A 21,656-nucleotide genomic window follows, 5' to 3' on the forward strand; every position below is an offset into this window, starting at 1 on the left:
CTACTCGTCGGGGTCGACGACTCGTTTGCCGGTTTCCTGCGGGACGACGACTCTCTCGGGGTTCTCCCACTCGCGGTCCAGTTCCCGGCCCTCGAAGAGGCGGTCGAGGAAGACGGCCAGGGAAGCGACTTCGGAGTGTGGCTGGTTGGTGACGCCGACGTTCCAGTCGGCGTGTTCGTAAACCTCGAAGGGGACTTTCTCCGCGCCGACGACGACAAGCAGTGGGTCCTCGGCGTGGGCCTCGCGGACCTCGTCCTCGATATCCTGCACCGGTTCGCCGTACATCGTCAGATGGACGACGCGACCCTCGAAATCGCGGATGAGCCCCTTTGGCTCCTCGGTCGAGGCCACGTCGAAGGGGCCACCGAACCGGTCGGTGATGTCGATGACGGTGTCGGCCTGATTGCGTGCGGCGTTGGCCAGCACGACCTTGTCAGCCCCGAGCGCGCGAGCGGTCAGCCCGACATGGGTCGTCATCCGCTCGTCCCGGCCGGGCCGGTGACCCAGTCGGAGCACCGTCACCTGCGGCGACTCTCTCATCCGTCGCTCCGTGCCGCTTCGATAGCTGACCGGACGGGCTCATAGGCGATTTCGCTCCACTCGACCCGCTCGTCGTTGACGAACACCGTCGGAGTCCCCTGAACGCCGCGGTCGATACCAGCATCGCGGTCGCCGGAGACTGTCGGGCGGTACAGTTCTCCCGTCGCAGCCGCTCGAACCGTTTCGCCGTCGACGTCCAGCCCCTCCGTCAGTTCGGCGTAGGTGTCTGGGCCAAGCTGGTTCTGGTTCGCGAACAGGCGCTTGGAATACGTGAAGAAGGCCTCCGCGCCGACGTTATCTTGAACGGCGCGCGCGGCGCTTGCGGCCTGCCACGAGACTTCCTCGTCGACCGGAATCGGGAAGTCGTGGTGCTCGTAGCGGACGGTTCCGTCAGCGAGGTAGTCGTCGCTGAGCTGCGGGAAAACGGACTCCGAGTAGGTCGCACAATGTGGACAGGCGTAGTCCTCGTACACTGCAACGGTCACGTCAGCTTCGGGGTCGCCCGCGACAGGCGTCGAGAGCGGCTGGCCGGGAAGGGGAGTTGCCGTCTCCGTTGTCCCGGCTGATTCCGACTCCGAGCTACCGCCGGAACAGCCGGCGATCGCGCCGACAGCGCCGACGGTGGCCGCCAGCAGCCCGCGGCGAGTGAATCGAGTCATAGCCGACTCTCATAGGGGAAGCTATAAAACGACGTTGTCATCCGTTACTTGCCTACCGACTCCGCCGGAATCGGCCGCGACCACAACGTTTTTTCTCGCATGGGAAGCATCGCACCTATGGACGTATCAGAGAAACGAATAGTCGTCACCGGCGGGGCGGGCTTTATCGGGTCGCACCTGGTCGAGCGCCTCGTTCCGGACAACGACGTAGTGGTCGTCGACAACGAAGCGAACGGGCAATCCGAGTGGGTCCACGAGGACGCGACCTATCTGGATGGTGACCTCACCGACCCCGACGTCGTCGCCGAGGCCATCACGAGCGATGTCGACCTCGTCGTCCACCTCGCGGCGTCGAAACTGGTCGACACGGACACGCCCCGCCGACAGTTCGAGGACAACAGCGACATCACGTACAACATCCTCGAACGGATGCAGGAGGCCGGCGTCGAGAACCTCGTGTTTACGTCGTCATCTACTGTGTACGGCGAAGCGCCGCGGCCGACTCCGGAGGATTACGCGCCGCTCGAACCGATCAGCGTCTACGGTGCGACGAAACTCGCCGAGGAGTCGCTCGTCTCGACGTACGCCCACAGCCACGACATCCAGTCCTGGGTGTTCCGGTTTGCGAACATCGTCGGCCCGCGCCTGCGCGGCGCGGTTATTCCCGATTTCATCGAGAAGCTCACCGAAGACTCGTCGACGCTGACGATTCTCGGCGACGGCCGCCAGGAGAAGTCCTACATGCACATCTCCGAGTGCATCGACGCGATGCTGTTCGCCGTCGAACACGCCGACAAGGACCACAACGTGTTCAATCTCGGGACGCGGACCACCACGTCAGTCGACCGCATCGCCAGCATCGTCGCCGACGAAATGGACATCGACCCCGAGTACGAATACACCGGCGGTGACCGCGGCTGGACCGGCGACGTCCCGCGGATGCGCCTCTCCGTCGACAAACTCTCGGCGCTAGGCTGGGAACCCGAACAGTCGAGCGACGACGCGGTGCGGCAGTCGACCCGCGAACTACTCGAAGAACTCTGAGCGCGGCGTCAGGCTGGGTACGTACCGTTCAGCTGCGCTTTATCGACGACGTGGCCGCTGGCCGCGTCGTACACGTCGTCCTTGTCCGCTGCCGGCGAGAGGTCGAGCGTCGTGTCTAGTGCGTACAGCAGGAAACGGTACGTGTGCTCCCGGTCCGGCGGGCTCGGACCGCCCCAGCCGACCTCGCCGAAGTCGTTCTGTCCCTCTGTGGCCTCGTCGGGCCGCCATCCCCCCGGAATCCGGTCGATATCCGGCGGGATGTTCCAGATGAGCCAGTGGTCCCACACCTTCCCGGCCGGCTCCTCGGCGTCCGGGTCGTCGACGATGAGGAGGAGCGACGACGCGTTCGACGGGACGTTCTCGACTTCCAGCGGGGGGTTCGTGTTCGCTGCCGAGTAGCCGTGTTCCTCGGGGATGCGCTCGCCGTCGTCGAAGGCCGGACTCCGGAGCTGTAGGTCTGCCATGTACGGATATTTGACAGACAAACACAAAAACGTCGTCCCGGCAGCCATTTGCGGCTCCGCGCCGAACCGCCGGACGTGCAGGTCGTGGGCTACCGCGCACGGGTCGACGAACACGCCGCGCTCCTGTTAGCCGAGGATAGGAGCGTCACTACTGAGCGACTTGACCCGGGAACCGAACTCTCCTATACGCTCGGGGAGCGCCACTGCGCCGGCGCGGTGGACGGGGGGCAGCATTTTCGATGCGACAACGACCCCGCGCCGTACTGTCCAGAACACACGGACATCTGGCCGTGTGCCCGCTGTACCGGGGACTGCAACAAGCCGCTCGAAACGTGTGACGAGGAACACGCGGTGTATCTGGCGGCGTTTGCGCCGGACGTCGTCAAGGTCGGCGTCACCCGATCCTGGCGACTGGAGACCCGCCTCCGCGAGCAGGGGGCCGACAGGGCCGCCCACCTCCAGACCGTCGCCGACGGCCGAATCGCCCGGCAGGTCGAGGCCGACATCGCCGTCGAGTTGGGGGACCGGGTCAGAGTACCCACCAAAATAGCGGGCTTCGACCAGTCCGTCGACACCGACTGGTGGGCGTCGCTCTGTGAGCGCTACGACCCGCTGACAACCTACGATTTCGAATACGGGCTCGACCTCTCGGACCGTCCGATGGCCGAAACCCTGGCGACGGGGACTGTCCGGGGGACGAAGGGGCGAGTCGCCGTGCTTGCGAACAACGGCAGCGTCTACGCCGTTGACCTCCGACAGCTCGTCGGCTACGAACTCACAGACGGCGGAACGGACCGCGATCTCCAGTCGAGTCTCGGCGCGTTCAGGTAACACGCGAGACTGGCGTCGCTGTAATCCGCACTTGTCTGTGCAGAAGACATTTAGTGGCGGCTGTTGCCCATCCTCGTGTGCGACGTGAAACCCTCCTGACCGGTGGCGTGGTCGCGGTCGTCCTGGCCATGCTCATCGGCGCAACAGCGGTCCCCGGCGCGCTCTCCGAACCCCAGGACAACGTTCGCGAGAGCTATCTCGACCTCCGCGAGACGACCATCGAACCGGCGTCGGTCGACGGCCAGACAGTGACGCTCTCTATCGACGCTCGGCTCTCGCACCGCGGCGGTCCCGCCGAGAACGTCACCGTCGAGACGCGGGCCATCGACGCGGACACCGGCCTCGTCGCGACGACGACGCGGCAGTCGGTCGGCACAATCGAAGGGGAACGAGAGGTATCGGTGCGGTCGAACATCACGGTCGAGCGGGCAGGCGGCTATCGGATCGACACAATCGTCTACGAGGACGGTGACCGCGTCGAGACCGGTCAGCAGTCGGTCCAGAACGTCGACGCGCTCACGCCGGCGTACGCCCGGAGTAGCGTGACCTTCCAGCGGTTCGAGAACGCCGGCGTCCCGCTCGATTCCATCACCTACCGAATCGACGGCGTCTCGGACAACCGGACGACACTGAACGTCTCAGTGTACGTCACGAACGCCGGCAACGACCCGTCTGATGACCTTTCGCTCCGGCTCCGGGCGCGGCAGGCGGACTCGAACGTCATCGCCGACGAGTCGACCGTACGGGTCGGCCAGATTCGCCCCGGCCGAACAGAGATCGTCAGAACCCAGCTGACGGTGCCTGACGGCTACAACTACTGGCTCGACGGCATGCTGCTCTCCGACAGCGTCATCGTCGGGACGGAGAGCTCCCCGGCGAACCTCCATCCGACGGAGCGTCTCCAGGAGAACGAAACCCGGCAGGAAGTCGGCTTCCAGTCCAGCGACTTCGAACGGGACCGCCCCGAAGAACGAGAGATGGACGAACCACGGCAGACGATGGCTGAAGAAGGTCCCGGCTTCACGGCGCTGATCGGACTGATTGCGGTCCTCGCAAGCGCGCTCCTCATCGCACGGAGACAGACCAATGAGTGATACCTCCAATACCGACACAGTGGCACAGGATATCGACGCGGAGACCGGCGATACTGTTGACGAGTCGGACGACGACTCCGGTCCGGCAATAGCTGTCTACGCGCAGTGGGCAGTGTTCGCTATTCTCACGCTCGTTGCGCTCATCGCGACACTGCAGTTCTACTTCTCCGCGTCGTCGGCGATTGATACGTTCGTCACTGACCGGTATCGACCGCTTTTCAACGCGGCGTTCAACCTCGCCGTGGTGCTCGCCTGTGGGCTTGGCCTCTCGGTGCTGGTCCGACGGCTCGCCTGAGCCCGATACCATCCATATCAAGCGCCCGCAGTCGCCGTTTCAGTGTTCCGAGGTCTCAGACGAGTTGCAGTGCCATCGATGATATGAGTCTGGCTAACTGTACCGGGGCGACGACCCCCCGAAGACGGCACGATTCTCCGGACCAGCGTCCCTCGCTGGCCGGCCGTTTACGCGGCCTGTCTTCGGACGACAACCCTTTTCAGCGGGCCAACCAAAACCGGGCGTATGGCAGACGACGAACCCGAAAACGCTGACGAATCGGCGGACGCGACCGAGGACGGCGGCGAGGAGAAGTCCTTCCGCGAGCGGGTCGAGGAGATCCGACAGCAGCGCGCCGAGGAGCGCGAAGAAGGCGAGGGCGACGGCGAAGAGATGAGCCGCGAAGAGCGCATGGAAGAGATGATGGGCGGTGGCGGCGGCCCCGGCGGCATGGGCGGGGGCAACCCCTTCGCGCAGATGATGGGCGGCATGATGGGCGGCGGCCCCGGCGGCCCCGGTCCGGGCGGCCCCGGCGGCATGGGCGGCGGCCCGCCAGGGCAGCACGAGGAATCGGGCGGCAACGACAACGAGGAACTTACCCGTGAGATGCGAAAGCTCCGGGACGAAGTCCACGACATGCGACGCTCGCTCGACCGCATCGCCGACGCGCTCGAAGACTAACGGAACACGACTTGCCGACGTTTTTGCGGCCGAACGGGGCAGAGATATCTGCTCCTGATAGCTAGCGTCGCTCATCATCGAACGGTGGCGAAGCGACGGCCGTCTCTGTGCGGCTGCCAGTAAGACTGCAAAAGGACGCCCCGCCAGTCGCTACACATCGCCAAACGAGACGCCGGTGATTTCGAAGCGTGCGCCGCCGTCTGCACTGTCGCGAACGCTTATCTCCCAGCCGTGTGCCTCTGCGACCTGTCTGGCGATACTCAGCCCGAACCCGGTCCCCTCCGTGCTCGTCGAGTAACCGGCTTCGAACACCGCCTCACGGTCCTTCTCGGGGATTCCGGGGCCGTCGTCCGCGACGTAGAACCCGTCGTCTACCGCCCCGACCGTCACGGTCACGTCCGGTCCGGCGTGCTCGACCACGTTCCGAACGAGGTTCTCGAATAGCTGCTTCAGACGGCTCTCGTTTGCCAGGACGGTCCGGTCGATATCTGTGACGAGCGTGGCATCGGCCGTCTCGACGTTCGACCAGCAACTATCCACGAGCGGTTCGAGCGCGACCGGCTCCCGGTCGGTCACGGTCTCACCGTCGCGTGCCAGTGTGAGCAGATCCGTTATCAGCGTGTCCATCCGCTCGTGTGCCCGCTCGACAGCGGCCAGATGCTCGCTCTCGCACTCCTCGCGTGCCAGTTGCAGTCGTCCCCGGGCGACGTTCAGCGGATTCCGCAGGTCGTGCGAGACGACGCTGGTAAACGCTTCGAGCCGGTCGTTGTGCTGTTTGAGGTCCCGCTCGCGGTCGCGTAACTGTTCGGTTCCTTCGATCTGGTTGAGCGCGCTGGTGACGTGCCCGGCCAGAATCTCCCCGAGGACGACGTCCTGCTGGTCGAACGCCGCGGCTGTCTCTGATCCGGCCAACAGGATTCCGTGCCCGCTGAGGGGGAGAAATAGCTCGCTTCTGACCGGCGTGTCCTGGTTATAGACGTCCCGATCTGCATGGACGTCATCGATAGCGAGTGCGTCGCCGGACTCGTAGACGCGCCACGCGATGCTGTCTCCCGGCCTGAATGTTGGCAATTCGTCAACTATATCATACACTCCGTCGGAGGCGGCGATCGGTTCGAGGGTCCGTTCGTCCGGGTCGTAGAGGTGGATCGTGTTCGCTTCGAGCCCGAGCACGGTGCGCGCCGTCTCGACGCCGATCTCGGCGACTTCCTCGCGTGTGTCTGCCTGAAGGAGGTCCTGTACCGACTCACTGAGCGCTTTGAGGCGGTGTTCGTGTTCCTTCCGTTCAGTAATGTCCTGCTGGAACCCGACGTGGTTGACGACTGTGCCGTCGTCGTCGCGGACCGGGGCGATAGTCACCTGATTCCAGAACATCGTTCCGTCCTTCCGGTAGTTCCGGAGTTCGACCGACACGGGTTCGTCCTCGTCAACGGCCGCTCGCATCGTGTCGACTGGCTCGGACTCGGTCTCCTCGCCCTGCAGGAACCGGCAGTTTCGGCCGAGGACCTCAGACTCCGTGTAGCCGGTCAGCTCCAGAAACCGCCTGTTCGCGTAGGTGATCGGGTTATCCTCCTGTTCGGGGCTGGTAATCGTAATCCCGACCGGTGCCTCGTCCATGGCACGTTTGGTTCGGGCGAGTTCCTGTTTACCATCTCGCTGATCGGTGACATCCCGGACAGTACAGACTAACTCACCACGGTCGGTCCGCGCGAGTACGTGGTCTTCGGTGAACGTGCTCCCGTCGGCGCGGAGCCCGGTCGTCGTCCCGCTCCAGTACCCGGTTTCTTCGACAGTCGGCATTATCTCTTCGTGGACGTGTGGAACATCCGTATCTTCGTACAGCAGCTCCCAGTGTTCGCCGACCATCTCGTCCGGTTCGTAGCCGTAGAGGTCGGCGTAGGCCTCGTTGACGAAAATGAACTGGCCGTCTTCGTCGAGGATGCTGATCCCCTCCTGTGCGGTCTCGATAGCATCGAGCTGGCGGTTACGCTCCCGCTTGACGCGCTGAGACTCGACAGCGTTCGTGATTCTGTTGGCGAGCACCGCGTACTGGTCGGTGCCGCTCCCCTTCTGCAGATAGTCGGTGACGCCGGCCGAGATCGCGTCGCTGGCGATCTCTTCGGAGCCTTTGCCGGTGTAGAGAATGAAGGGGAGCGAACCGTACTTCTCACGGACGGCTTCGAGGAACTGAATCCCGTTCCGGTCGGGCATGTCGTAGTCGGAGACGACACAGTCGATGTCGGTGTCGGTCAGGATTTCCAGTCCCGCCGCGGCGCTCGTCGCGGCCTGCACGTCCAGCCGGTCGTCCTCGCGTTCGAGAAACGTCGCCGTCATGTCGGCGAATCCCGGCTCGTCGTCGACGTGGAGAATACGCATCGTCCCAGCGATATCAGTCATAACTTTGCCCAGTAGTCACACATTACAGGACGCCGAGTTAAAAGACCGTCTCTGTGCTCAGAAGGTGACATATCGACGCCGTTAACGGTCATTCTGGGATATATTTCGTCCCGAAGAATATCACACTTTTCTGATATTTTCTGTCTGTTGGCTGCTTCTATCCCTGACCGACCATCTCGTCCTCGTCTTCCCACTCCTGCTCGCGGAGTTCGTACTTCTGGACTTTCCCGGTCGCTGTCGTGGGCAGTTCCTCGACGAACTCGACGCGGCGGACGACTTTGTAGGTCGCCAGTTCTTCTCGGGTGAAGTTCCGGAGGTCCTCGGCCGTCACGCCCGGGTTGTCGGGGTCACCGGAGTTCGGGACGACGAAGGCCTTCGGCGTCTCGCCCCACTCGTCGCTCGGCGCGGGGATAACCGCGACGTCGCTGACGGCGTCGTGTTCGTAGAGCGTGTCCTCCAGTTCGATGCTGGAGATGTTCTCGCCGCCTGAGATGATGATGTCCTTCTTGCGGTCGCGGATGGCGATCATCCCGTCCTCGTCGACTGTCGCCAGGTCGCCCATGTGATAGTAGCCCTCGACGCGGTCGGAGAAGGCCTCCTCCGTCTGTTCGGGCTTGTTCCAGTAGCGGTCCATCACCTGATTGCCGCGGACGACGACTTCCCCGAGCGTCTCGTCGTCGTGTGGTACGTCGTTGCCGTCCTCGTCGACGACCCGGACGTCCGTTCCGAGGTAGCCGATGCCCTGGCGCTTCTTGACGCTGAAGCGGGCGTCGCTGCCGTCCTCGAAGAAGCGGCGAGCGTCGGAGGTCGTGACGAGCGGGCCGGTTTCGGTCGCGCCGTAGACGTGTTTCAGATACCAGCCGAAGTCGTCCTCGACGGTTCGGATGACGGCCTCCGGCGGCGCGCTGCCGGCCGTCGCGATGCGCACGTCGTTGGCACCGGTCGTCTCGATCTCCCCGTCGTGGTCCTCGTAGCGGTCCGCAAGGATGTTCAGTACCGTCGGCGCGCCACAGAGATAGGAGACGTCTTCGGTCCTGACGGCGTCGAAGATGCCCTCGGCGTCAACGCCGCGAGTGCAGACGTGTTTCGCGCCCATGCCGGTGACCGAGAAGATGTGGCCCCAGCCGTTGACGTGGAACATCGGCAGCGTCCAGAGGTAGACGTCGTCGTCCGAGATCTCCTGGTGGAGCGCGACGATGTAGGCATGGAGCGTCTCGGTCCGGTGGGTCCGGCAGACGCCCTTCGGGTCGCCGGTGGTTCCGGACGTGTAGTTGATGGTGATGAGGTCGTCCTCGTCCATCTCGGGGCGCTCGTAGTCGGTTCCCGCCTCCTCGATGATCTCGTCGAAGGACTCCCAGTCGCCGTCGACGGCGTCCGTGTCGTTGGTCACGAAGATGTCAGTGGGAACCTCGTCGCGGATCGGCTCGATTTTATCCGCGTACTCGTAGTCCGCGTAGACGGCGTCGACCTCGGCGTCCGAGAGGATATATTCGAAATCGTCCGGCACGAGCCGGTAGTTCAGCGGCGTGTGGACCGCGCCCAGTTGCATGGTCCCGTAGGCCGCTTCGAGCTGGTAGTGCGTGTTCGGGTCCAGCACGGCCACCCGGTCCCCCTTCTCGATGCCACGGGCAGCCATCGCCGCCGAGAACCCGTCAGCTCGCTCGCCGAACTCGTCGTACGTGAACCGCTCACCGGTCGTGGCGACGACAGCCTCTTTGTCGCCGTAGTATTCCCGCGCCCGGTCGAGAAAATCCGTGGTCAGCAGTGGCTTATGCATCTCAGGCTATCGTATGGTTAATCATGATAAAGTGGTTGTGATACACCCCTGATCTTGCTGTCACGCGAACGGGTCATATTTGGGGAGTTCCGTCGAACCACAGCCGCTTTGAGGATAGCGTCCCCAGATTTCACCAATGAGTACAGCGACGGCGGACGTCTCGAAGCGGCAGGCGTGGGTGATGGCCGCGCGGCCACAGACACTGCCTGCCGGGGCCGCGCCGGTCATCGTCGGAATGGGGCTGGCAGTCCACGCCGGCGTCTTCGCTCCGTTGCCGGCAGTCGCAGCCTTGGTGGGCGCGCTGCTCATCCAGGTCGGAACGAACTTCGCGAACGACTACTACGACGCGGTGAAGGGGGCCGACACCGATGAGCGCGAGGGGTTCACCCGCGTGACGGCTGGCGGCCTCATCGACGCTGACGAGGTCAAACGAGCGATGATCGCGACCTACGGGCTCGCAGTCGTCATCGGTATCTATCTCGTCGCCGTCGGCGGTCTGCCCATCGTCGTCGTCGGCCTTTCGGGTATCGCCGCCGGGATTCTCTACACCGGCGGTCCGTTCCCCTACGGCTACCGCGGCCTGGGCGACCTGTTCGTGTTCGTCTACTTCGGCCTTGTCGCTGTTACCGGGACCTACTACGTGCAGGCCGTTGCGAGCGCAAGCGGCGTCGGCACGTTCCCGATGACGCTACCGCCGGGGTCGGTCACTGCCGCCGCCATTACAGCGAGTCTCCCGGCGGCCGGCCTGTCGACCGCGATTCTCGTCGTCAACAACATCCGCGACCGGGAGACGGACCGCGCCGCCGGCAAGAAGACGCTGGCCGTCTATCTGGGCTACGGGTGGAGCCGCGTCGAGTTCCTCCTGATGGTCGGGATGGCCTACGTCGTCCCGGTCGTGTTCGCCCTCGACAGCCAGTACGGCCTGCCGGCACTGACCCCCCTGCTGACGCTACCACTGGCGGCGATTATTTCGAAGACAGTCCTCACACAGACCGGCGGCGACGCATTGAATCCGACGCTCGAACGGGTCGGGCAGACGCTGTTCGTCCACTCCGTTCTGTTCGCGCTGGGACTCGCTGTCCCACAGCTACTATGAAGGTCGACCCGTTCTCGCTCCCGCTCTCGAGTCCGCTCGCCACCGCCCGCGAGACTATCAGCCAGCGTTCAGGGTTCGTCGTCCGCTACAACCACCGCGGCGAAACGGGCGTCGGCGAAGCCACGCCGCTCCCAGGCTGGACGGAGTCGCTCGACGACTGCCGGCGCGGGCTCGACGACGCGGCCACGGTTGCAATCGACGGCGGCCACACCGACATTCTCCTCTCGCTCGACGCCGCGTCCGTCCCCGCCGCCCGGCACGGCTTTGCGACCGCGCTGCTGGACGCCGACGCCAGGGCCGACGGCGTGCCGCTGTACCAGTGGTTCGATTCTGACAGGCGATGTGACCGGGTTCCCGTCAACGCGACGGTCGGCGACGGGTCACCGGCCGAGACAGCCGACGCCGTCGAGCAGGCTGTCGAAGCCGGCTACGACTGCTGTAAGCTCAAAGTCGGGAAGCGCACCGTCGACGAGGACGTCGCGCGCGTTCGGACCGTCCGCGAGCGGGTGGGCGACGACGTGACGCTTCGCGCCGACGCCAACGGTGCGTGGTCCCGCGACCAGGCCGAGAACGCCTTCGACCGCCTCGCGCCGCTGAACGTGGCTTACGTCGAGCAGCCGCTCCCGGCCGACGACCTCGCCGGGCACGCGGTGCTTCGGGGCAACGGCGTCGGCGTCGCGCTCGACGAGTCGCTCGCCGACCGCCGGGTCGACAGCGTGCTCGACGCCGACGCGGCCGACGTGCTGATACTGAAACCGATGGTGCTCGGCGGCCCCGGCAACGCCCACACGCTGGCGCTCCGGGCCCGCGAGCAGGGCGTCGAACCGGTCGTCACGACGACCATCGATGCCGTCGTCGCCCGCCTCGCGGCGCTGCACGTCGCTGCCGCGATTCCCGACGTCGGGGCCTGTGGCCTGGCGACCGGGGACCGACTCGCTGCCGACCTCGCAGTGGACCCGACGACAGTAACCGACGGGACGATGTCGGTCCCCCAAGAGACCGGCATCGGCCTGGACCCGGCGGAGGTGGGAACGGATGCGTGACCCTGTTGACTGGCCGACACAAGACCTCGTCGCCCACCGCGCCGACACGACGCCTGACCGGACGGCGATGGTCGCGGCGGACTCCGGGAACGCGGTCACCTACCGGGAACTCGACGCCGCTGTCGATGCGGTGGCTGCCGAACTCGACCGGCGGATCGACGCCCCGGACGCCACCGTCGCGACGCTCTTGCCGACCCAGCCAGCGGTCGGGACGGTCCTGTTCGCGACGATGCGACTGGGCGCGACGCTCGCGCCACTTAACGTCGAACTCGACGCGGAGACGCTCCGGACGCAGCTCTCGGCGGTCGACGCTGACCTGCTGGTTTGCGGGGAGGGAACTGCTTCGCTGGCCGCCGAAACAGCCGATTATCCGGTCGTCTCCGTCGACGAAGGCTTGTCTGGGGCGGCAGCGACAGACCACGAGCCTACGGACATATCTGCCCGCGTGACACCAGCGACCCTGTCCCGGACGGACACCCAACTGGTCATCTTCACCTCGGGAACCACCAGCGAGCCGAAGGGCGTCCGGCTGACCGTCGGCAACCTCGTCGCCAGCGCCGTCGCGTCCTCGTACCGCCTCGGCGTCGTGCCTACCGACCGCTGGCTGGTCTGCCTGCCGACCTACCACATGGGCGGGCTGGCCCCGTTCGTCCGAAGCGCGCTGTACGGCACCGCCGTCGTCGTTCAGCGCTCCTTCGACGCCGAGGCGACACAGCAGGTCATCGCCGACCGGTCAGTGACGGGCGTCTCGCTGGTGCCGACGATGCTCTCGCGGCTGCTTGAGGCGGGCTGGGAACCGCCGGCCTCGCTTCGCTTCGTCCTGCTCGGCGGCGGGCCGGCCAGCGAATCACTCATCGAGCGCTGTCAGGAACGGAGCCTCCCGGTTTGTCCGACCTACGGGATGACCGAAACCGCCTCGCAGATAGCGACGGCGCGACCCGAGACGGCGTTCGAGCACAGCGGCACCGTCGGCCAGCCCCTCGTGTTCACCGACGTGACGGTCGTCGCTGATGGCGAACCGTGCGGCCCCGGCGAGCGAGGAGAAATCGTCGTCGACGGGCCGACGGTGACACCGGGCTACCTGAACGGCGACGGCGGCTCGTTCAGCGACCACGGGTTCCGGACCGGCGACATCGGCTACCGGGACGCGGACGGCCATCTCTGGGTCGAGGGTCGTGTCGACGACCAGATCGTGACCGGCGGGGAGAACGTCGACGCGAGCACGGTCGCCGCGGCGATTCGCGACCATTCAGCAGTTGCCGAAGCGGCCGTCGTGGGGCTCTCCGACGAGGAATGGGGCCAGCGCGTCGCCGCGCTGGTCGTCGGGGACATCTCGCCCGCGGCGGTTCGCGACCACTGCGCCGAGCGACTCGCGCCGTACGAAGTCCCGAAGACGGTTCAGATCGCTGACGCGCTCCCGCGGACGGCCTCGGGGACTGTCGACCGGTCTGCGGTTCGGTCGCGGCTTTATGAAGATGGCGAATCTGGCGACTCAACCCAGTAGTTCGGGACGCCGAGCCAAGCGGTTTTCTACGTCCGCAGTGTATGCAGTCCTGTGTGTACAATCGTCCTCGCGTGGCAGGTCTTTGACGACACGCCGGTCGCGGTCGCGGCGAACCGCGACGAGCGGCTTGAAAGGCCGTCGCAGCCGCCACAGCAGCGTCACTGGGGCAGTCGCGTCGTCGCGCCGGCCGACGAAGAGGCCGACGGGACGTGGATCGGCTACAACGAGCAGGGGCTGCTGGCGGCGGTGACCAATCGCTGGGTCGACGCCGATCTAGCTGGCGACCGCTCGCGCGGGCTCCTCGTCCGGGACACGTTGAGCCACGAGAGCGCTGAGTCGGCCGCTCGGGCCGTCGAACAGGCGACCAGAGACGCCGAGTACGACGGTTTCAACCTCCTGCTGGCCGACGAGAACGCCGCCGTCCTGCTGGAATGGGACGGCCAACTCGCGGTCCGGAACTTCCAGCCCGGCGTTCACGTCGTCGTCAACGTCGGCGCGGACGGCGACTACCGGATTCCGGCCCACCGTCCCGACGCCGGCGAGGAGCAGGCGAACAACGCGACGCGGCTGCGCGAGGCGCTGGTTCCGGAGCCCGGTGAATCCGCCGACGAGTGGATGGACCGCGCGGGCGACACCATCAGCGACCACGAGTACGGCGTCTGCGTCCACGGCAACGGGTTCGGCACGCGGTCGTCGTCGCTCATCACGCTGGGTGCCGACAGGGAGTATCAGTACGCAGATGGGCCACCGTGCCGGACGCCCTACCGCCCGGTCGAAGGTCAGATTTAAGCGGCCGTCTCACGGTGTACACAATACATGAGTTCAGCAGCGTCGGAGGCGGACCTTTCTGACGGCGAGCGGGCCGGGCTCGAACTGATTCGGGAGTCCGGTGGCATCCACCAGAGCGACTTCTGGAAGGAACTCGACGTCTCCTCGCGGAAGGGGAGTCGCATCGTCGAGTCCCTGTTCGAGAAGGACCTCATCCAGCGTGAGGAGACGGTGTACGAGGGGCACAACACGTACTACCTGACGCCCGCGGCCCGCGACCTCGACTTCTCGCTTCTGATGGCCGGTGACCAGCTCTCGCCGTTCATCGGCGACGAAGAGGTGGACCCCCACGACGACACCTTCTCGCAGTGGGTCATGACCCTCGCCTACGAGGACTGACCGACAGTCCCGCGGCGTGAGTCAGTAGTGCCACGGCACGTCGTCGAAGTCCGGCTTGCGCCCTTCGTTGAACGCGTCCCGTCCCTCCTGGGCCTCGTCGGTCATGTACGCCAGCCGCGTCGCCTCGCCGGCGAACACCTGCTGGCCGACCATCCCGTCGGAGTCGAGATTGAACGCGTATTTCAGCATCCGCATCGCCGTCGGTGACTTCTCGTTCATCCGCTCGGCCCACTCGATAGCGGTGTCTTCCAGGTCCTCGTGGGCCACCACGTCGTTGACCATCCCCATGTCGGCGGCCTCTTTGGCGTCGTAGGTCTTGCCGAGGAAGAACACTTCCCGGGCCTTCTTCTGGCCCACCTGTCGCGCGAGATACGCCGAGCCGAAGCCGCCGTCGAAACTCCCCACGTCGGGGTCCGTCTGGAGGAATTTCGCGTGCTCCTCGCTGGCGAGCGTGAGGTCACAAACGACGTGCAGCGAGTGGCCGCCGCCGACGGCCCATCCCGGGACGACGGCGACGACGGGTTTCGGGATGTGGCGGATCTGGCGCTGGACTTCGAGAATGTGGAGCCGGCCGACGTTCTCTGGCGCGTCGTCTTCCACACCGTCGCTGGCTTCTGTGTCTCGCGGGTCGCTTTGCTCCCCGCTCGTCGTGTTCGAGTCGCGTGGCGACTCGCTGTACTCGTACCCACTTTCGCCCCTGATGCTCTGGTCTCCGCCGGAACAGAAGGCCCAGCCGCCGTCCTTCGGCGAGGGGCCGTTCCCGGTCAGGAGGACACAGCCAACGTCGGTCTGGCGCTTGGCGTGGTCCAGCGCCGTCGCGAGTTCGTCGACTGTCTCCGGCCGGAAGGCGTTGCGCTTCTCCGGCCGGTCGAAGGCGATACGCACCGCGCCCGTGTCGGTCGAGCGGTGATAGGTGATGTCGGCGAAGTCGAACCGGTCGATGGCCGCCCACCGCTCCGGGTCGAATATTTCAGAGACCATACCGTGGCTCGGGACGGCCCTCGCAAAAAGATTCCTCGTACGTGCTACCATAGCGGAGGAAACCCTTTGGTGTCGCGCACCTGAACCGACTAGCGATGCCCTCCACATCGAATAAGAAAACAATGATGGGGATACTCGCGGGCCTCTCCATCGTTGTTGTCCTGTACAGTCTCATCATCGTCCAGCAGATTCTGCTCGGGCTGATCGTGGCCGTGGTCCCCTGGCTACTGTATCTGGTCGTGCGGTTCATCTTCACGCTCGAACGAATTGCCACGGCGCTGGAACAGCTCGCTTCGGTTCGCGCCCGGGAGCAGGAGTCCACTGGATCTGCCGGGGACTACCAGCGGCCGTCGGAGTCCTACGAACGCGGTACAGAGACCGAAGGGGGCGTCGAGAACGAGTGACAGAGCGCGGTAGCCGGCGGCTAGCGTCGGTCGCTCGCCGGCAGGTGCTAGGCCCGGCATGACAGAGTCGTTCTACGAGGTACTGGGCGTTTCAACCGACGCGTCGACGGCAGCTATCGAAGCGGCCTATCGGGAGCGACTGAAGGAGACCCATCCCGACGTGAGCGACGCGTCCGACGCCGGCGAGGCGACACAGCGGCTCATCGAAGCCCGCGACGTGCTCACCGACGAGGACGAGCGGGCGCGGTACGACCGGGTGGGTCACGACGCCTACGTCGCGGGCGAGAGCAACATAGTGGAGGGCAGCGGCAGTGACGCGGCCGAAGCGGCACGGCGTGCGGGCTATGACGGGTCTGCGTCGGCTGGCGACCGGGCCGAAGCGAGCACTGACCGCAGTACAGCTCGGACGAACGCCCGAGAGCGAGCACAACGCGAACGGGCCGCCAGGGACCGCGTCGCCGAGGACGGACGCTCGACCGCTGCTGCAGAGGCGTCGTCGAACGACGAGCAGTCGACAGATGGGGCCAGCGGGACGGCGACTGCGTCGAACGCAGAGTCGGCCCGGCGCTCCGAGACTACCGCGACCAGCGGCTTCAGCGACAATGCCGGCAGCGGTGCCACCTGGAGTTCGTCGTCCGCGTACTCCGTCCGCCAGACCGACACACTCTCGCGCGGGCCGCTCCTCGAAATGCCGACCGGCCGGGGGCTGACGCTGTTTGCCATCACCTTTGCGCTCTATCCGGTAATGCTGTTCAGCGCGCTGCTCCCGGCGTTCCCGCTGTGGGTCAACCTGACAATCGGGGTCTGTACCCTCTTCATGGTGGGCTACCTCCAGTCCGAACCCACTATCGCGATCATGGTGTTCGGGAGCTGGAGTCTGACGACGACGGTGCTGCTGGTCACGCTGAACATCAGCGCGTTCTCGCTCATTGGGGCGCTCGCGCTGTCAGGGACGTGGCTTCCGTTCGGACTGTCGCTGCTGACAGCGTCCGTGTTACGGCTCTGAAAGATCAGTCGCCAGCGATGCTCTCGGCGACCTGTTCGGCAAGCCGGTCTCTGACTGCGTGGCTGTCGTCCGCGTCGAACTGGACCTCGATGACCTGCGTCCCGTCGGCCCGGACTGACTCGGCGAACCGCTCGCGGAACTGCCGGCGGTCAGCCACCCGTTCGAACTCCAGCGAATAGAGCGCCTCCGTCGGCGCGAAATCGAGCCCGTGTGGCGTCCGGAACTGGTCCTCGAAGGTTGGGTGGTCCTCGATTGGGAGCATGTGGAAGATGCCGCCGCCGTCGTTGTTTATGAGGACGACCGTCGCGTCCACCGCACAGCGACCGAGCGCGAGGAGGCCGTTCATGTCGTGGTAGTACGCCAGGTCGCCGGTGACGAGCACGAGCGGGTCCGCCGTCGCGCTCCCGGCCCCGAGCGCCGTCGACGTGATGCCGTCGATACCGCTGGCCCCGCGGTTGCCCAGCACGGTCAGGTCGGCGTCACGGGGGCGGCCAAAGCGGTCCATGTCCCGTATCGGCATGCTGTTGGAGACGAACAGCGTGGCCGGGTCTGGGGCCAGCGCGGCCACGTCAGAGAGGACGCCGCCTTCCCAGTAGGTCTCCGCGGCGGTTTCGCTCACGGCGTCCCAGTGGGTCTGTTCCGCCCTGGCGAACTGTTCGCGCCACGACGCCGCAACGCTACCCAGCGACCCTGCCGCGAGCGCATCCGCGGTGGCGTCGGGGTCGGCAACGAGCAGGTCCGTCGCCGTGAACTCGGCCTCCGACCAGCCGCCGGCCGGGTCAACGAGGAACTGTTGGCAGTCGGCGTCCCGGAGGTAGTGACGCAGCGGCTTTGAGGTCGGCGACGCGCCGAAGCGGACGACGACATCGGGGTCGCTCCACTCGTCGACGCCGTCGCTGCCGAGATAGCCGTCGTAGCCGCCACAGACCGGCACGTCAAGCCGGTCGACGTGCGGGCCGAACCGAAGGTCAGAGAGCGGGTCCGCGAGGACGGGGAAGCCGGTAGCTGACGCCAGTCGTTCCAGCGATGCGGTACTGAGCCCGTCATCGGCGGGCCCGGCGACGATGAGTCCCCGTTCGGCGGCCCGGAGCGCGTCTCGCACGCGGCGCACCGTCCGCTCGTCCGGAGTGGCGACGCCCTCGCTCGTCGTGACGAACGGTCCGTCGCGTCCGGTTTCGGCCGCGTCGTCGCCGTCCGCCCAGTCGGCCGAAACGCCCGCCGGGTCCTCCTCGGGTATCGGCGTCGGCTCCAGGGGCTTCCGGAACCGACAGTTCAGGTGGACCGGTCCCGGGTCGGCTCCGGTACTCTCCGCGAGCGCGCGGGCCGCGGTGGTCCGCAGCATCCGAACCTTCCGTGGCTCGGCCTCGGGTTCGGGCATGTCCCGATACCAGCGGACGGCGTCGCCGTACAGTTTCTCCTGGTCGACGGTCTGGTTTGCTCCGCTGTCGATGAGCTCGGGCGGTCGGTCCGCCGTCAGCAAGAGCAGCGGGACGCCCGACTGGTTCGCCTCGATGACCGCCGGGTGGTAGTTCGCCGCGGCGGTCCCGGAAGTACAGACCAGCGGCGTCGGCTCGCCGGTCCGGCGGGCGCGTCCCAGCGCGAAGAAGGCCGCCGAGCGCTCGTCGAGGTGGGAGAACACGTCGATGTCGGGGTGCTCGGCGAATGCCACCGTCAGCGGCGTCGAGCGACTGCCGGGGGAGAGACACACCGCGTCGACGCCACCCTCGGCGAGTTCGGAAACGAGCGTCTCCGCCCACAGCGTGTTGACGTTCGGGGCAGTCATTCTAGTTCGTCGAGTATCGGCCGGTATTTGAGCTGGACCTCGTCCCACTCGCGGTCGGGGTCGCTGTCAGCGACGATGCCCGCGCCCGCAAACAGCGTCGCCTCGCGCTCCGTGGCGACGGCCGACCGGATGCCGACGGCGAAGGTGCCGTTGCCGGCGGCGTCGACCCAGCCAATCGGGGCGGCGTACCAGCCGCGGTCGAACGCCTCTGTCTCGCGGATAGTTCGCAGCGCCGCGTCCGGCGGCAGCCCGCCGACAGCCGGTGTCGGGTGAAGCGCTTCGACTAGCGAGAGGACGTGCTCGTCGTCGTCGAGTTCGGCCGTTATCGACGTCCGGAGGTGCTGGACCGTGGCGAGCCGGCGGATGGTCCGGTCGCCGATACGGACTGTCGAGGCGAACGGTTCCAGCTGGTCTCGTATCGCGTCGGCGACGAGCTTCTGTTCGTGACGGTCCTTCTCGCTGTCGAGGAGTTCGGCGGCGAGCCACTCGTCCTCGGCAGGTGTGTCGCCCCGCCCCGTCGAGCCGGCGAGCGCCTCCGTGCGCACCGTCCGTCCGCGGACCGACACCAGCCGCTCCGGCGTGGCCCCGAAGAAGGTGCCGCCGGCATCCGGTGACAGCATGAACCGGTAGCAGTCCGGGTAGGTTCGAGACAGCCGCGCCATCACGTCCGGGACCGAGAGCTCCGTGTCCAACGTGGCGCTGAGGCTCTGGGCGAGCACGACCTTCTGCAGGTCGCCGCGGTCGACGCTCGCGACGGCGGCCGCCACCTGCTCGCGCCAGCCGTCCTGTGTCGGCGTGCGCTCCCGGTGTGAGATCCCCGGTGGGATTCCCGGCTCGCTCTCGGAGTCTGCGACCAGTCGGTCGCGCCACTCCTCAAGCAGCGTCTCCGCTTCGGTCGCGGCCTCGGGACCTGTCGCGACCGTTGTGAGCCAGGCGTCGTCGTCTTTCTTGGTTACCTGTATCTCGGGGAGGAAAAACGCCGCACTGGGGAACCCGTCCCAGGGAGAGTCCGCCTCCTCGTGCGTTCCGTTGTGAAAAGCGAACCCACCGAACGCTCGCGGTCGGGCGGCGCTCGGGAGGTCGTCGGGAACTGAGCAGTCAGCGAACAGCGCCTCGAGCGCTGTCCGCACGTCGTCGAACCGCGACTGCCCGTCGGCAGTCACAGTCGCCGCGCTCCCGCGGGCCGCGATTGACTCTGTACCGGCCGCCCAGAAGAACCGGGGGCGAGCGTCCGTTTCGAGTACCGCCCGAACCGGTGCATCGTCGAGGCGACACCCGCGTGCGACGACCGTTGTCTCACCAACCGTCGTCTCGTCACCACGCAGTGGTTCCATCAGCAATGCCTTAGGATTGCGCACCTTTGAGCCTAACTATACGCTCGATTCTGCGTAGTCGGAATCAATCAGAGGGACACGGTGGAACTGTCGATTTCACGCCGTTCTGGCCCGCCACGTACTCTGCCGGCTATTGGTTCAGATTCGCGGAAATTAATCTCCGAGTTTACGAATTTCCTCTCACGGTTCTACAATTGTAATTCTGCAATCTGCGAACACACCCCCGTCAGGTTTAAATAGGGCATAGTCGAAGCCCCCTATGTTGCGATGCCTAAGGTAGAGATCAATATCCCGGAACACCTGGAGATGCAGATCGCGCAGCTCGTCGAGAAAGGCGAGTTCCTCAACCGCGAGGAAGCCATCGAGGACCTCCTGTCGACCGGGCTCAAGGCGTACAAAACCTCCGGACCACAGGACGAAGACGAGGAGCCAGGGTTCGAAGAAGACGGCATGATGGGCCACGACGACGAGTACGTCTTCTGAAAATACGGGCGTGAGCGTCTGGTATCCCTTCTCAAGCAATTCTTATGGACGTGCCACCGCATACTGTAGCTATGCACAAAGACGAGCTTCTCGAGCTACACGAGCAGATGGTGACGATCATGGAGTACTTCCGCGACGACATGGACTCGGTCGACCCGGACCTCTTCGACGCCTATCAGGAACTCGACGTGCGGCCATCGGATGTCCACAAGTCGAAAAGCGAGCATAAACACGCCGTGTTCGTGCTCGGGAACTCCCTGGCGACGGCGATGAGCGAAGACGAGTTCTCGGATGCGGGCCGGGTCAGCAAGCGAATGAAGGAACTGGCCGAAGACGCCGAGCGGAAACTGTAAGCACGACGCTATCGAGTCGCAGTCTCTCTCGTCTTTATCTCGATCTGCCTTCCCTTGGTTACGATCGCTCTCCCCCTTGGTTACGACCGCTCTCCGTCGAGTTCGGTGAACAGCTCCGGGTCCGTCTTGAATTTCAGGACGTTGTGGACGACTGAGTTCCGGATGTTCTGAATCACGTCGCCGTGGTCCTTGTAGAAGTCGTGTATCCAGCGGGATTCGGCCGTCCGACTCGGGAACATCATCACTGACTTCCACTGATACTCGCCGTCGGAGAGGAAGTAAAACAGCGTGTGCCGGTCGTCCCGGATAGCGACCATCGCGTCGTGCCAAGAGTCGGCGAAATGCTCGGGGTTGAACTTGAACTCGAACAGCGCGAAATTGAACAGTTCCTCGTTCGGGACGATTGTCTCCCGGAAGACGCCCGCGGCGCGCATCTCCCGGATCGATTCGCTGACCGTTACATGGGACACGTCGATGCCGTATTCGGACTCCAGCAAGTCCGCAAGCTCGCGGGACGACCGCTGTGGGTCCGCCGAGAGTTCGCGCAGAATGTACATGTCCCGCTCGCTGAACTCCCAGTCCGGGGGGTCGTCGGTCATGCTACAGTCGCCCTCCACTTGTGGGAGAAAGAGCGGGTAGTCGTGGTTCCGGTCGATGCTCGGTCCGGTGTGAGATGGATCGTAGCTGGCATCTGTCTCTCCGGTGGTGGCTGGGTGGACCAGTCCTGACGCTGGTCACAGT

23 protein-coding genes are annotated in these 21,656 nt (G+C 65.5%); 14 read left to right on the forward strand and 9 right to left on the reverse strand.

What is annotated here, in order from left to right:
- A complete protein-coding gene (locus VI234_RS14825; RefSeq protein ID WP_336330448.1) occupies positions 1 to 540 on the reverse strand; it encodes a tRNA (cytidine(56)-2'-O)-methyltransferase in 540 nt (179 codons plus the stop codon).
- Positions 537 to 1,199 carry a DsbA family protein gene (locus tag VI234_RS14830; RefSeq protein WP_336330449.1) on the reverse strand — a complete coding sequence of 221 codons (663 nt, stop codon included), beginning with the start codon at positions 1,197 to 1,199 and terminating at the stop codon, positions 537 to 539. The genes VI234_RS14825 and VI234_RS14830 overlap by 4 nt, the downstream gene beginning before the upstream one ends.
- 117 nt (positions 1,200 to 1,316) lie before the next feature.
- Here VI234_RS14830 and VI234_RS14835 point away from each other — a divergent pair, with 117 nt between their 5' ends.
- Positions 1,317 to 2,243, forward strand: coding sequence for an NAD-dependent epimerase/dehydratase family protein (locus VI234_RS14835; RefSeq protein WP_008309217.1), 927 nt, complete (start codon positions 1,317 to 1,319; stop codon positions 2,241 to 2,243).
- Positions 2,244 to 2,251: 8 nt separating this feature from the next.
- Here the strand turns inward: VI234_RS14835 and VI234_RS14840 are convergent, their stop codons facing one another.
- Entirely contained in the window at positions 2,252 to 2,707 is a 456-nt protein-coding gene (locus VI234_RS14840; RefSeq protein ID WP_008309218.1) for a YbhB/YbcL family Raf kinase inhibitor-like protein, read from the reverse strand.
- Positions 2,708 to 2,755: 48 nt separating this feature from the next.
- On the opposite strand from VI234_RS14840, the gene VI234_RS14845 reads away from it, so the two are divergent.
- The 4 genes from VI234_RS14845 to VI234_RS14860 all read left to right on the forward strand — a co-directional run bounded on the left by VI234_RS14845 (position 2,756) and on the right by VI234_RS14860 (position 5,587).
- A complete protein-coding gene (locus tag VI234_RS14845; RefSeq protein ID WP_336330450.1) occupies positions 2,756 to 3,538 on the forward strand; it encodes a DUF2797 domain-containing protein in 783 nt (260 codons plus the stop codon).
- Positions 3,539 to 3,615: 77 nt separating this feature from the next.
- Positions 3,616 to 4,632 carry a DUF7490 domain-containing protein gene (locus tag VI234_RS14850; RefSeq protein ID WP_336330451.1) on the forward strand — a complete coding sequence of 339 codons (1,017 nt, stop codon included), beginning with the start codon at positions 3,616 to 3,618 and terminating at the stop codon, positions 4,630 to 4,632.
- A complete protein-coding gene (locus tag VI234_RS14855) occupies positions 4,625 to 4,927 on the forward strand; it encodes a hypothetical protein (protein WP_008309221.1) in 303 nt (100 codons plus the stop codon). Before VI234_RS14850 ends, VI234_RS14855 begins: the two co-directional genes overlap by 8 nt.
- 225 nt (positions 4,928 to 5,152) lie before the next feature.
- Positions 5,153 to 5,587, forward strand: a complete 435-nt coding sequence (locus VI234_RS14860) for a hypothetical protein (RefSeq protein ID WP_336330452.1) — start codon at positions 5,153 to 5,155, stop codon at positions 5,585 to 5,587.
- 150 nt (positions 5,588 to 5,737) lie between these two features.
- On the opposite strand, the gene VI234_RS14865 is transcribed toward VI234_RS14860, so the two are convergent.
- A complete protein-coding gene (locus tag VI234_RS14865) occupies positions 5,738 to 7,984 on the reverse strand; it encodes a hybrid sensor histidine kinase/response regulator (protein WP_336330453.1) in 2,247 nt (748 codons plus the stop codon).
- A gap of 157 nt (positions 7,985 to 8,141) precedes the next feature.
- A complete protein-coding gene (locus VI234_RS14870) occupies positions 8,142 to 9,761 on the reverse strand; it encodes a long-chain-fatty-acid--CoA ligase (RefSeq protein WP_014040321.1) in 1,620 nt (539 codons plus the stop codon).
- 136 nt (positions 9,762 to 9,897) lie between these two features.
- Here VI234_RS14870 and VI234_RS14875 point away from each other — a divergent pair, with 136 nt between their 5' ends.
- From VI234_RS14875 to VI234_RS14895, 5 genes are read left to right on the forward strand one after another with little or no spacing between them, the layout of a single operon-like run.
- Positions 9,898 to 10,857, forward strand: a complete 960-nt coding sequence (locus tag VI234_RS14875) for a 1,4-dihydroxy-2-naphthoate polyprenyltransferase (protein ID WP_336330454.1) — start codon at positions 9,898 to 9,900, stop codon at positions 10,855 to 10,857.
- Positions 10,854 to 11,900 (forward strand): mandelate racemase/muconate lactonizing enzyme family protein, encoded by a 1,047-nt coding sequence (locus VI234_RS14880; protein ID WP_336330455.1) that lies wholly within the window; start codon positions 10,854 to 10,856, stop codon positions 11,898 to 11,900. The genes VI234_RS14875 and VI234_RS14880 overlap by 4 nt, the downstream gene beginning before the upstream one ends.
- A complete protein-coding gene (locus tag VI234_RS14885) occupies positions 11,893 to 13,404 on the forward strand; it encodes an AMP-binding protein (RefSeq protein ID WP_336330456.1) in 1,512 nt (503 codons plus the stop codon). Before VI234_RS14880 ends, VI234_RS14885 begins: the two co-directional genes overlap by 8 nt.
- Before the next feature lie 51 nt (positions 13,405 to 13,455).
- A complete protein-coding gene (locus tag VI234_RS14890; protein WP_336330457.1) occupies positions 13,456 to 14,193 on the forward strand; it encodes an NRDE family protein in 738 nt (245 codons plus the stop codon).
- A 27-nt stretch (positions 14,194 to 14,220) separates the two neighbouring features.
- The gene (locus VI234_RS14895; protein ID WP_004517952.1) at positions 14,221 to 14,571 is read left to right on the forward strand and encodes a helix-turn-helix transcriptional regulator; all 351 of its coding nucleotides are present in this window, start codon (positions 14,221 to 14,223) and stop codon (positions 14,569 to 14,571) included.
- A gap of 21 nt (positions 14,572 to 14,592) precedes the next feature.
- On the opposite strand, the gene VI234_RS14900 is transcribed toward VI234_RS14895, so the two are convergent.
- Entirely contained in the window at positions 14,593 to 15,552 is a 960-nt protein-coding gene (locus VI234_RS14900) for a 1,4-dihydroxy-2-naphthoyl-CoA synthase (RefSeq protein ID WP_336330458.1), read from the reverse strand.
- A 95-nt stretch (positions 15,553 to 15,647) separates the two neighbouring features.
- Here VI234_RS14900 and VI234_RS14905 point away from each other — a divergent pair, with 95 nt between their 5' ends.
- Positions 15,648 to 15,956 carry a hypothetical protein gene (locus tag VI234_RS14905; RefSeq protein ID WP_336330459.1) on the forward strand — a complete coding sequence of 103 codons (309 nt, stop codon included), beginning with the start codon at positions 15,648 to 15,650 and terminating at the stop codon, positions 15,954 to 15,956.
- Between the two features lie 58 nt (positions 15,957 to 16,014).
- Positions 16,015 to 16,962: a DnaJ domain-containing protein gene (locus tag VI234_RS14910; protein WP_336330460.1), complete on the forward strand. Its 948-nt coding sequence runs from the start codon at positions 16,015 to 16,017 to the stop codon at positions 16,960 to 16,962.
- A gap of 4 nt (positions 16,963 to 16,966) precedes the next feature.
- On the opposite strand, the gene menD is transcribed toward VI234_RS14910, so the two are convergent.
- Both menD and VI234_RS14920 read right to left on the reverse strand, forming a co-directional pair.
- A complete protein-coding gene (gene menD / locus VI234_RS14915) occupies positions 16,967 to 18,745 on the reverse strand; it encodes a 2-succinyl-5-enolpyruvyl-6-hydroxy-3-cyclohexene-1-carboxylic-acid synthase (protein WP_336330461.1) in 1,779 nt (592 codons plus the stop codon).
- Entirely contained in the window at positions 18,742 to 20,079 is a 1,338-nt protein-coding gene (locus VI234_RS14920) for an isochorismate synthase (protein ID WP_008309243.1), read from the reverse strand. The genes menD and VI234_RS14920 overlap by 4 nt, the downstream gene beginning before the upstream one ends.
- Positions 20,080 to 20,346: 267 nt before the next feature.
- Here VI234_RS14920 and VI234_RS14925 point away from each other — a divergent pair, with 267 nt between their 5' ends.
- Entirely contained in the window at positions 20,347 to 20,562 is a 216-nt protein-coding gene (locus tag VI234_RS14925; protein ID WP_004517946.1) for a ribbon-helix-helix domain-containing protein, read from the forward strand.
- 71 nt (positions 20,563 to 20,633) lie between these two features.
- Entirely contained in the window at positions 20,634 to 20,915 is a 282-nt protein-coding gene (locus VI234_RS14930) for a UPF0058 family protein (RefSeq protein WP_004517945.1), read from the forward strand.
- An 80-nt stretch (positions 20,916 to 20,995) separates the two neighbouring features.
- On the opposite strand, the gene VI234_RS14935 is transcribed toward VI234_RS14930, so the two are convergent.
- Positions 20,996 to 21,514: an Lrp/AsnC family transcriptional regulator gene (locus VI234_RS14935; protein WP_008309246.1), complete on the reverse strand. Its 519-nt coding sequence runs from the start codon at positions 21,512 to 21,514 to the stop codon at positions 20,996 to 20,998.
- Between the last annotated feature and the right edge of the window lie 142 nt (positions 21,515 to 21,656).

The organism is Haloarcula sp. CGMCC 1.2071 (assembly GCF_037078445.1).
In the GTDB taxonomy this organism is placed as follows: domain Archaea; phylum Halobacteriota; class Halobacteria; order Halobacteriales; family Haloarculaceae; genus Haloarcula; species Haloarcula amylolytica.

Bases quoted from the DNA above. Each gene is read 5' to 3' on its own strand.
- VI234_RS14825 (WP_336330448.1), bottom strand. From the start codon at position 540: ATGAGAGAGTCGCCGCAGGTGACGGTGCTCCGACTGGGTCACCGGCCC.
- VI234_RS14830 (WP_336330449.1), bottom strand. From the start codon at position 1,199: ATGACTCGATTCACTCGCCGCGGGCTGCTGGCGGCCACCGTCGGCGCT.
- VI234_RS14835 (WP_008309217.1), top strand. From the start codon at position 1,317: ATGGACGTATCAGAGAAACGAATAGTCGTCACCGGCGGGGCGGGCTTT.
- VI234_RS14840 (WP_008309218.1), bottom strand. From the start codon at position 2,707: ATGGCAGACCTACAGCTCCGGAGTCCGGCCTTCGACGACGGCGAGCGC.
- VI234_RS14855 (WP_008309221.1), top strand. From the start codon at position 4,625: ATGAGTGATACCTCCAATACCGACACAGTGGCACAGGATATCGACGCG.
- VI234_RS14860 (WP_336330452.1), top strand. From the start codon at position 5,153: ATGGCAGACGACGAACCCGAAAACGCTGACGAATCGGCGGACGCGACC.
- VI234_RS14865 (WP_336330453.1), bottom strand. From the start codon at position 7,984: ATGACTGATATCGCTGGGACGATGCGTATTCTCCACGTCGACGACGAG.
- VI234_RS14870 (WP_014040321.1), bottom strand. From the start codon at position 9,761: ATGCATAAGCCACTGCTGACCACGGATTTTCTCGACCGGGCGCGGGAA.
- VI234_RS14875 (WP_336330454.1), top strand. From the start codon at position 9,898: ATGAGTACAGCGACGGCGGACGTCTCGAAGCGGCAGGCGTGGGTGATG.
- VI234_RS14880 (WP_336330455.1), top strand. From the start codon at position 10,854: ATGAAGGTCGACCCGTTCTCGCTCCCGCTCTCGAGTCCGCTCGCCACC.
- VI234_RS14885 (WP_336330456.1), top strand. From the start codon at position 11,893: ATGCGTGACCCTGTTGACTGGCCGACACAAGACCTCGTCGCCCACCGC.
- VI234_RS14895 (WP_004517952.1), top strand. From the start codon at position 14,221: ATGAGTTCAGCAGCGTCGGAGGCGGACCTTTCTGACGGCGAGCGGGCC.
- VI234_RS14900 (WP_336330458.1), bottom strand. From the start codon at position 15,552: ATGGTCTCTGAAATATTCGACCCGGAGCGGTGGGCGGCCATCGACCGG.
- VI234_RS14905 (WP_336330459.1), top strand. From the start codon at position 15,648: ATGCCCTCCACATCGAATAAGAAAACAATGATGGGGATACTCGCGGGC.
- VI234_RS14910 (WP_336330460.1), top strand. From the start codon at position 16,015: ATGACAGAGTCGTTCTACGAGGTACTGGGCGTTTCAACCGACGCGTCG.
- menD (WP_336330461.1), bottom strand. From the start codon at position 18,745: ATGACTGCCCCGAACGTCAACACGCTGTGGGCGGAGACGCTCGTTTCC.
- VI234_RS14920 (WP_008309243.1), bottom strand. From the start codon at position 20,079: ATGGAACCACTGCGTGGTGACGAGACGACGGTTGGTGAGACAACGGTC.
- VI234_RS14925 (WP_004517946.1), top strand. From the start codon at position 20,347: ATGCCTAAGGTAGAGATCAATATCCCGGAACACCTGGAGATGCAGATC.
- VI234_RS14930 (WP_004517945.1), top strand. From the start codon at position 20,634: ATGCACAAAGACGAGCTTCTCGAGCTACACGAGCAGATGGTGACGATC.
- VI234_RS14935 (WP_008309246.1), bottom strand. From the start codon at position 21,514: ATGACCGACGACCCCCCGGACTGGGAGTTCAGCGAGCGGGACATGTAC.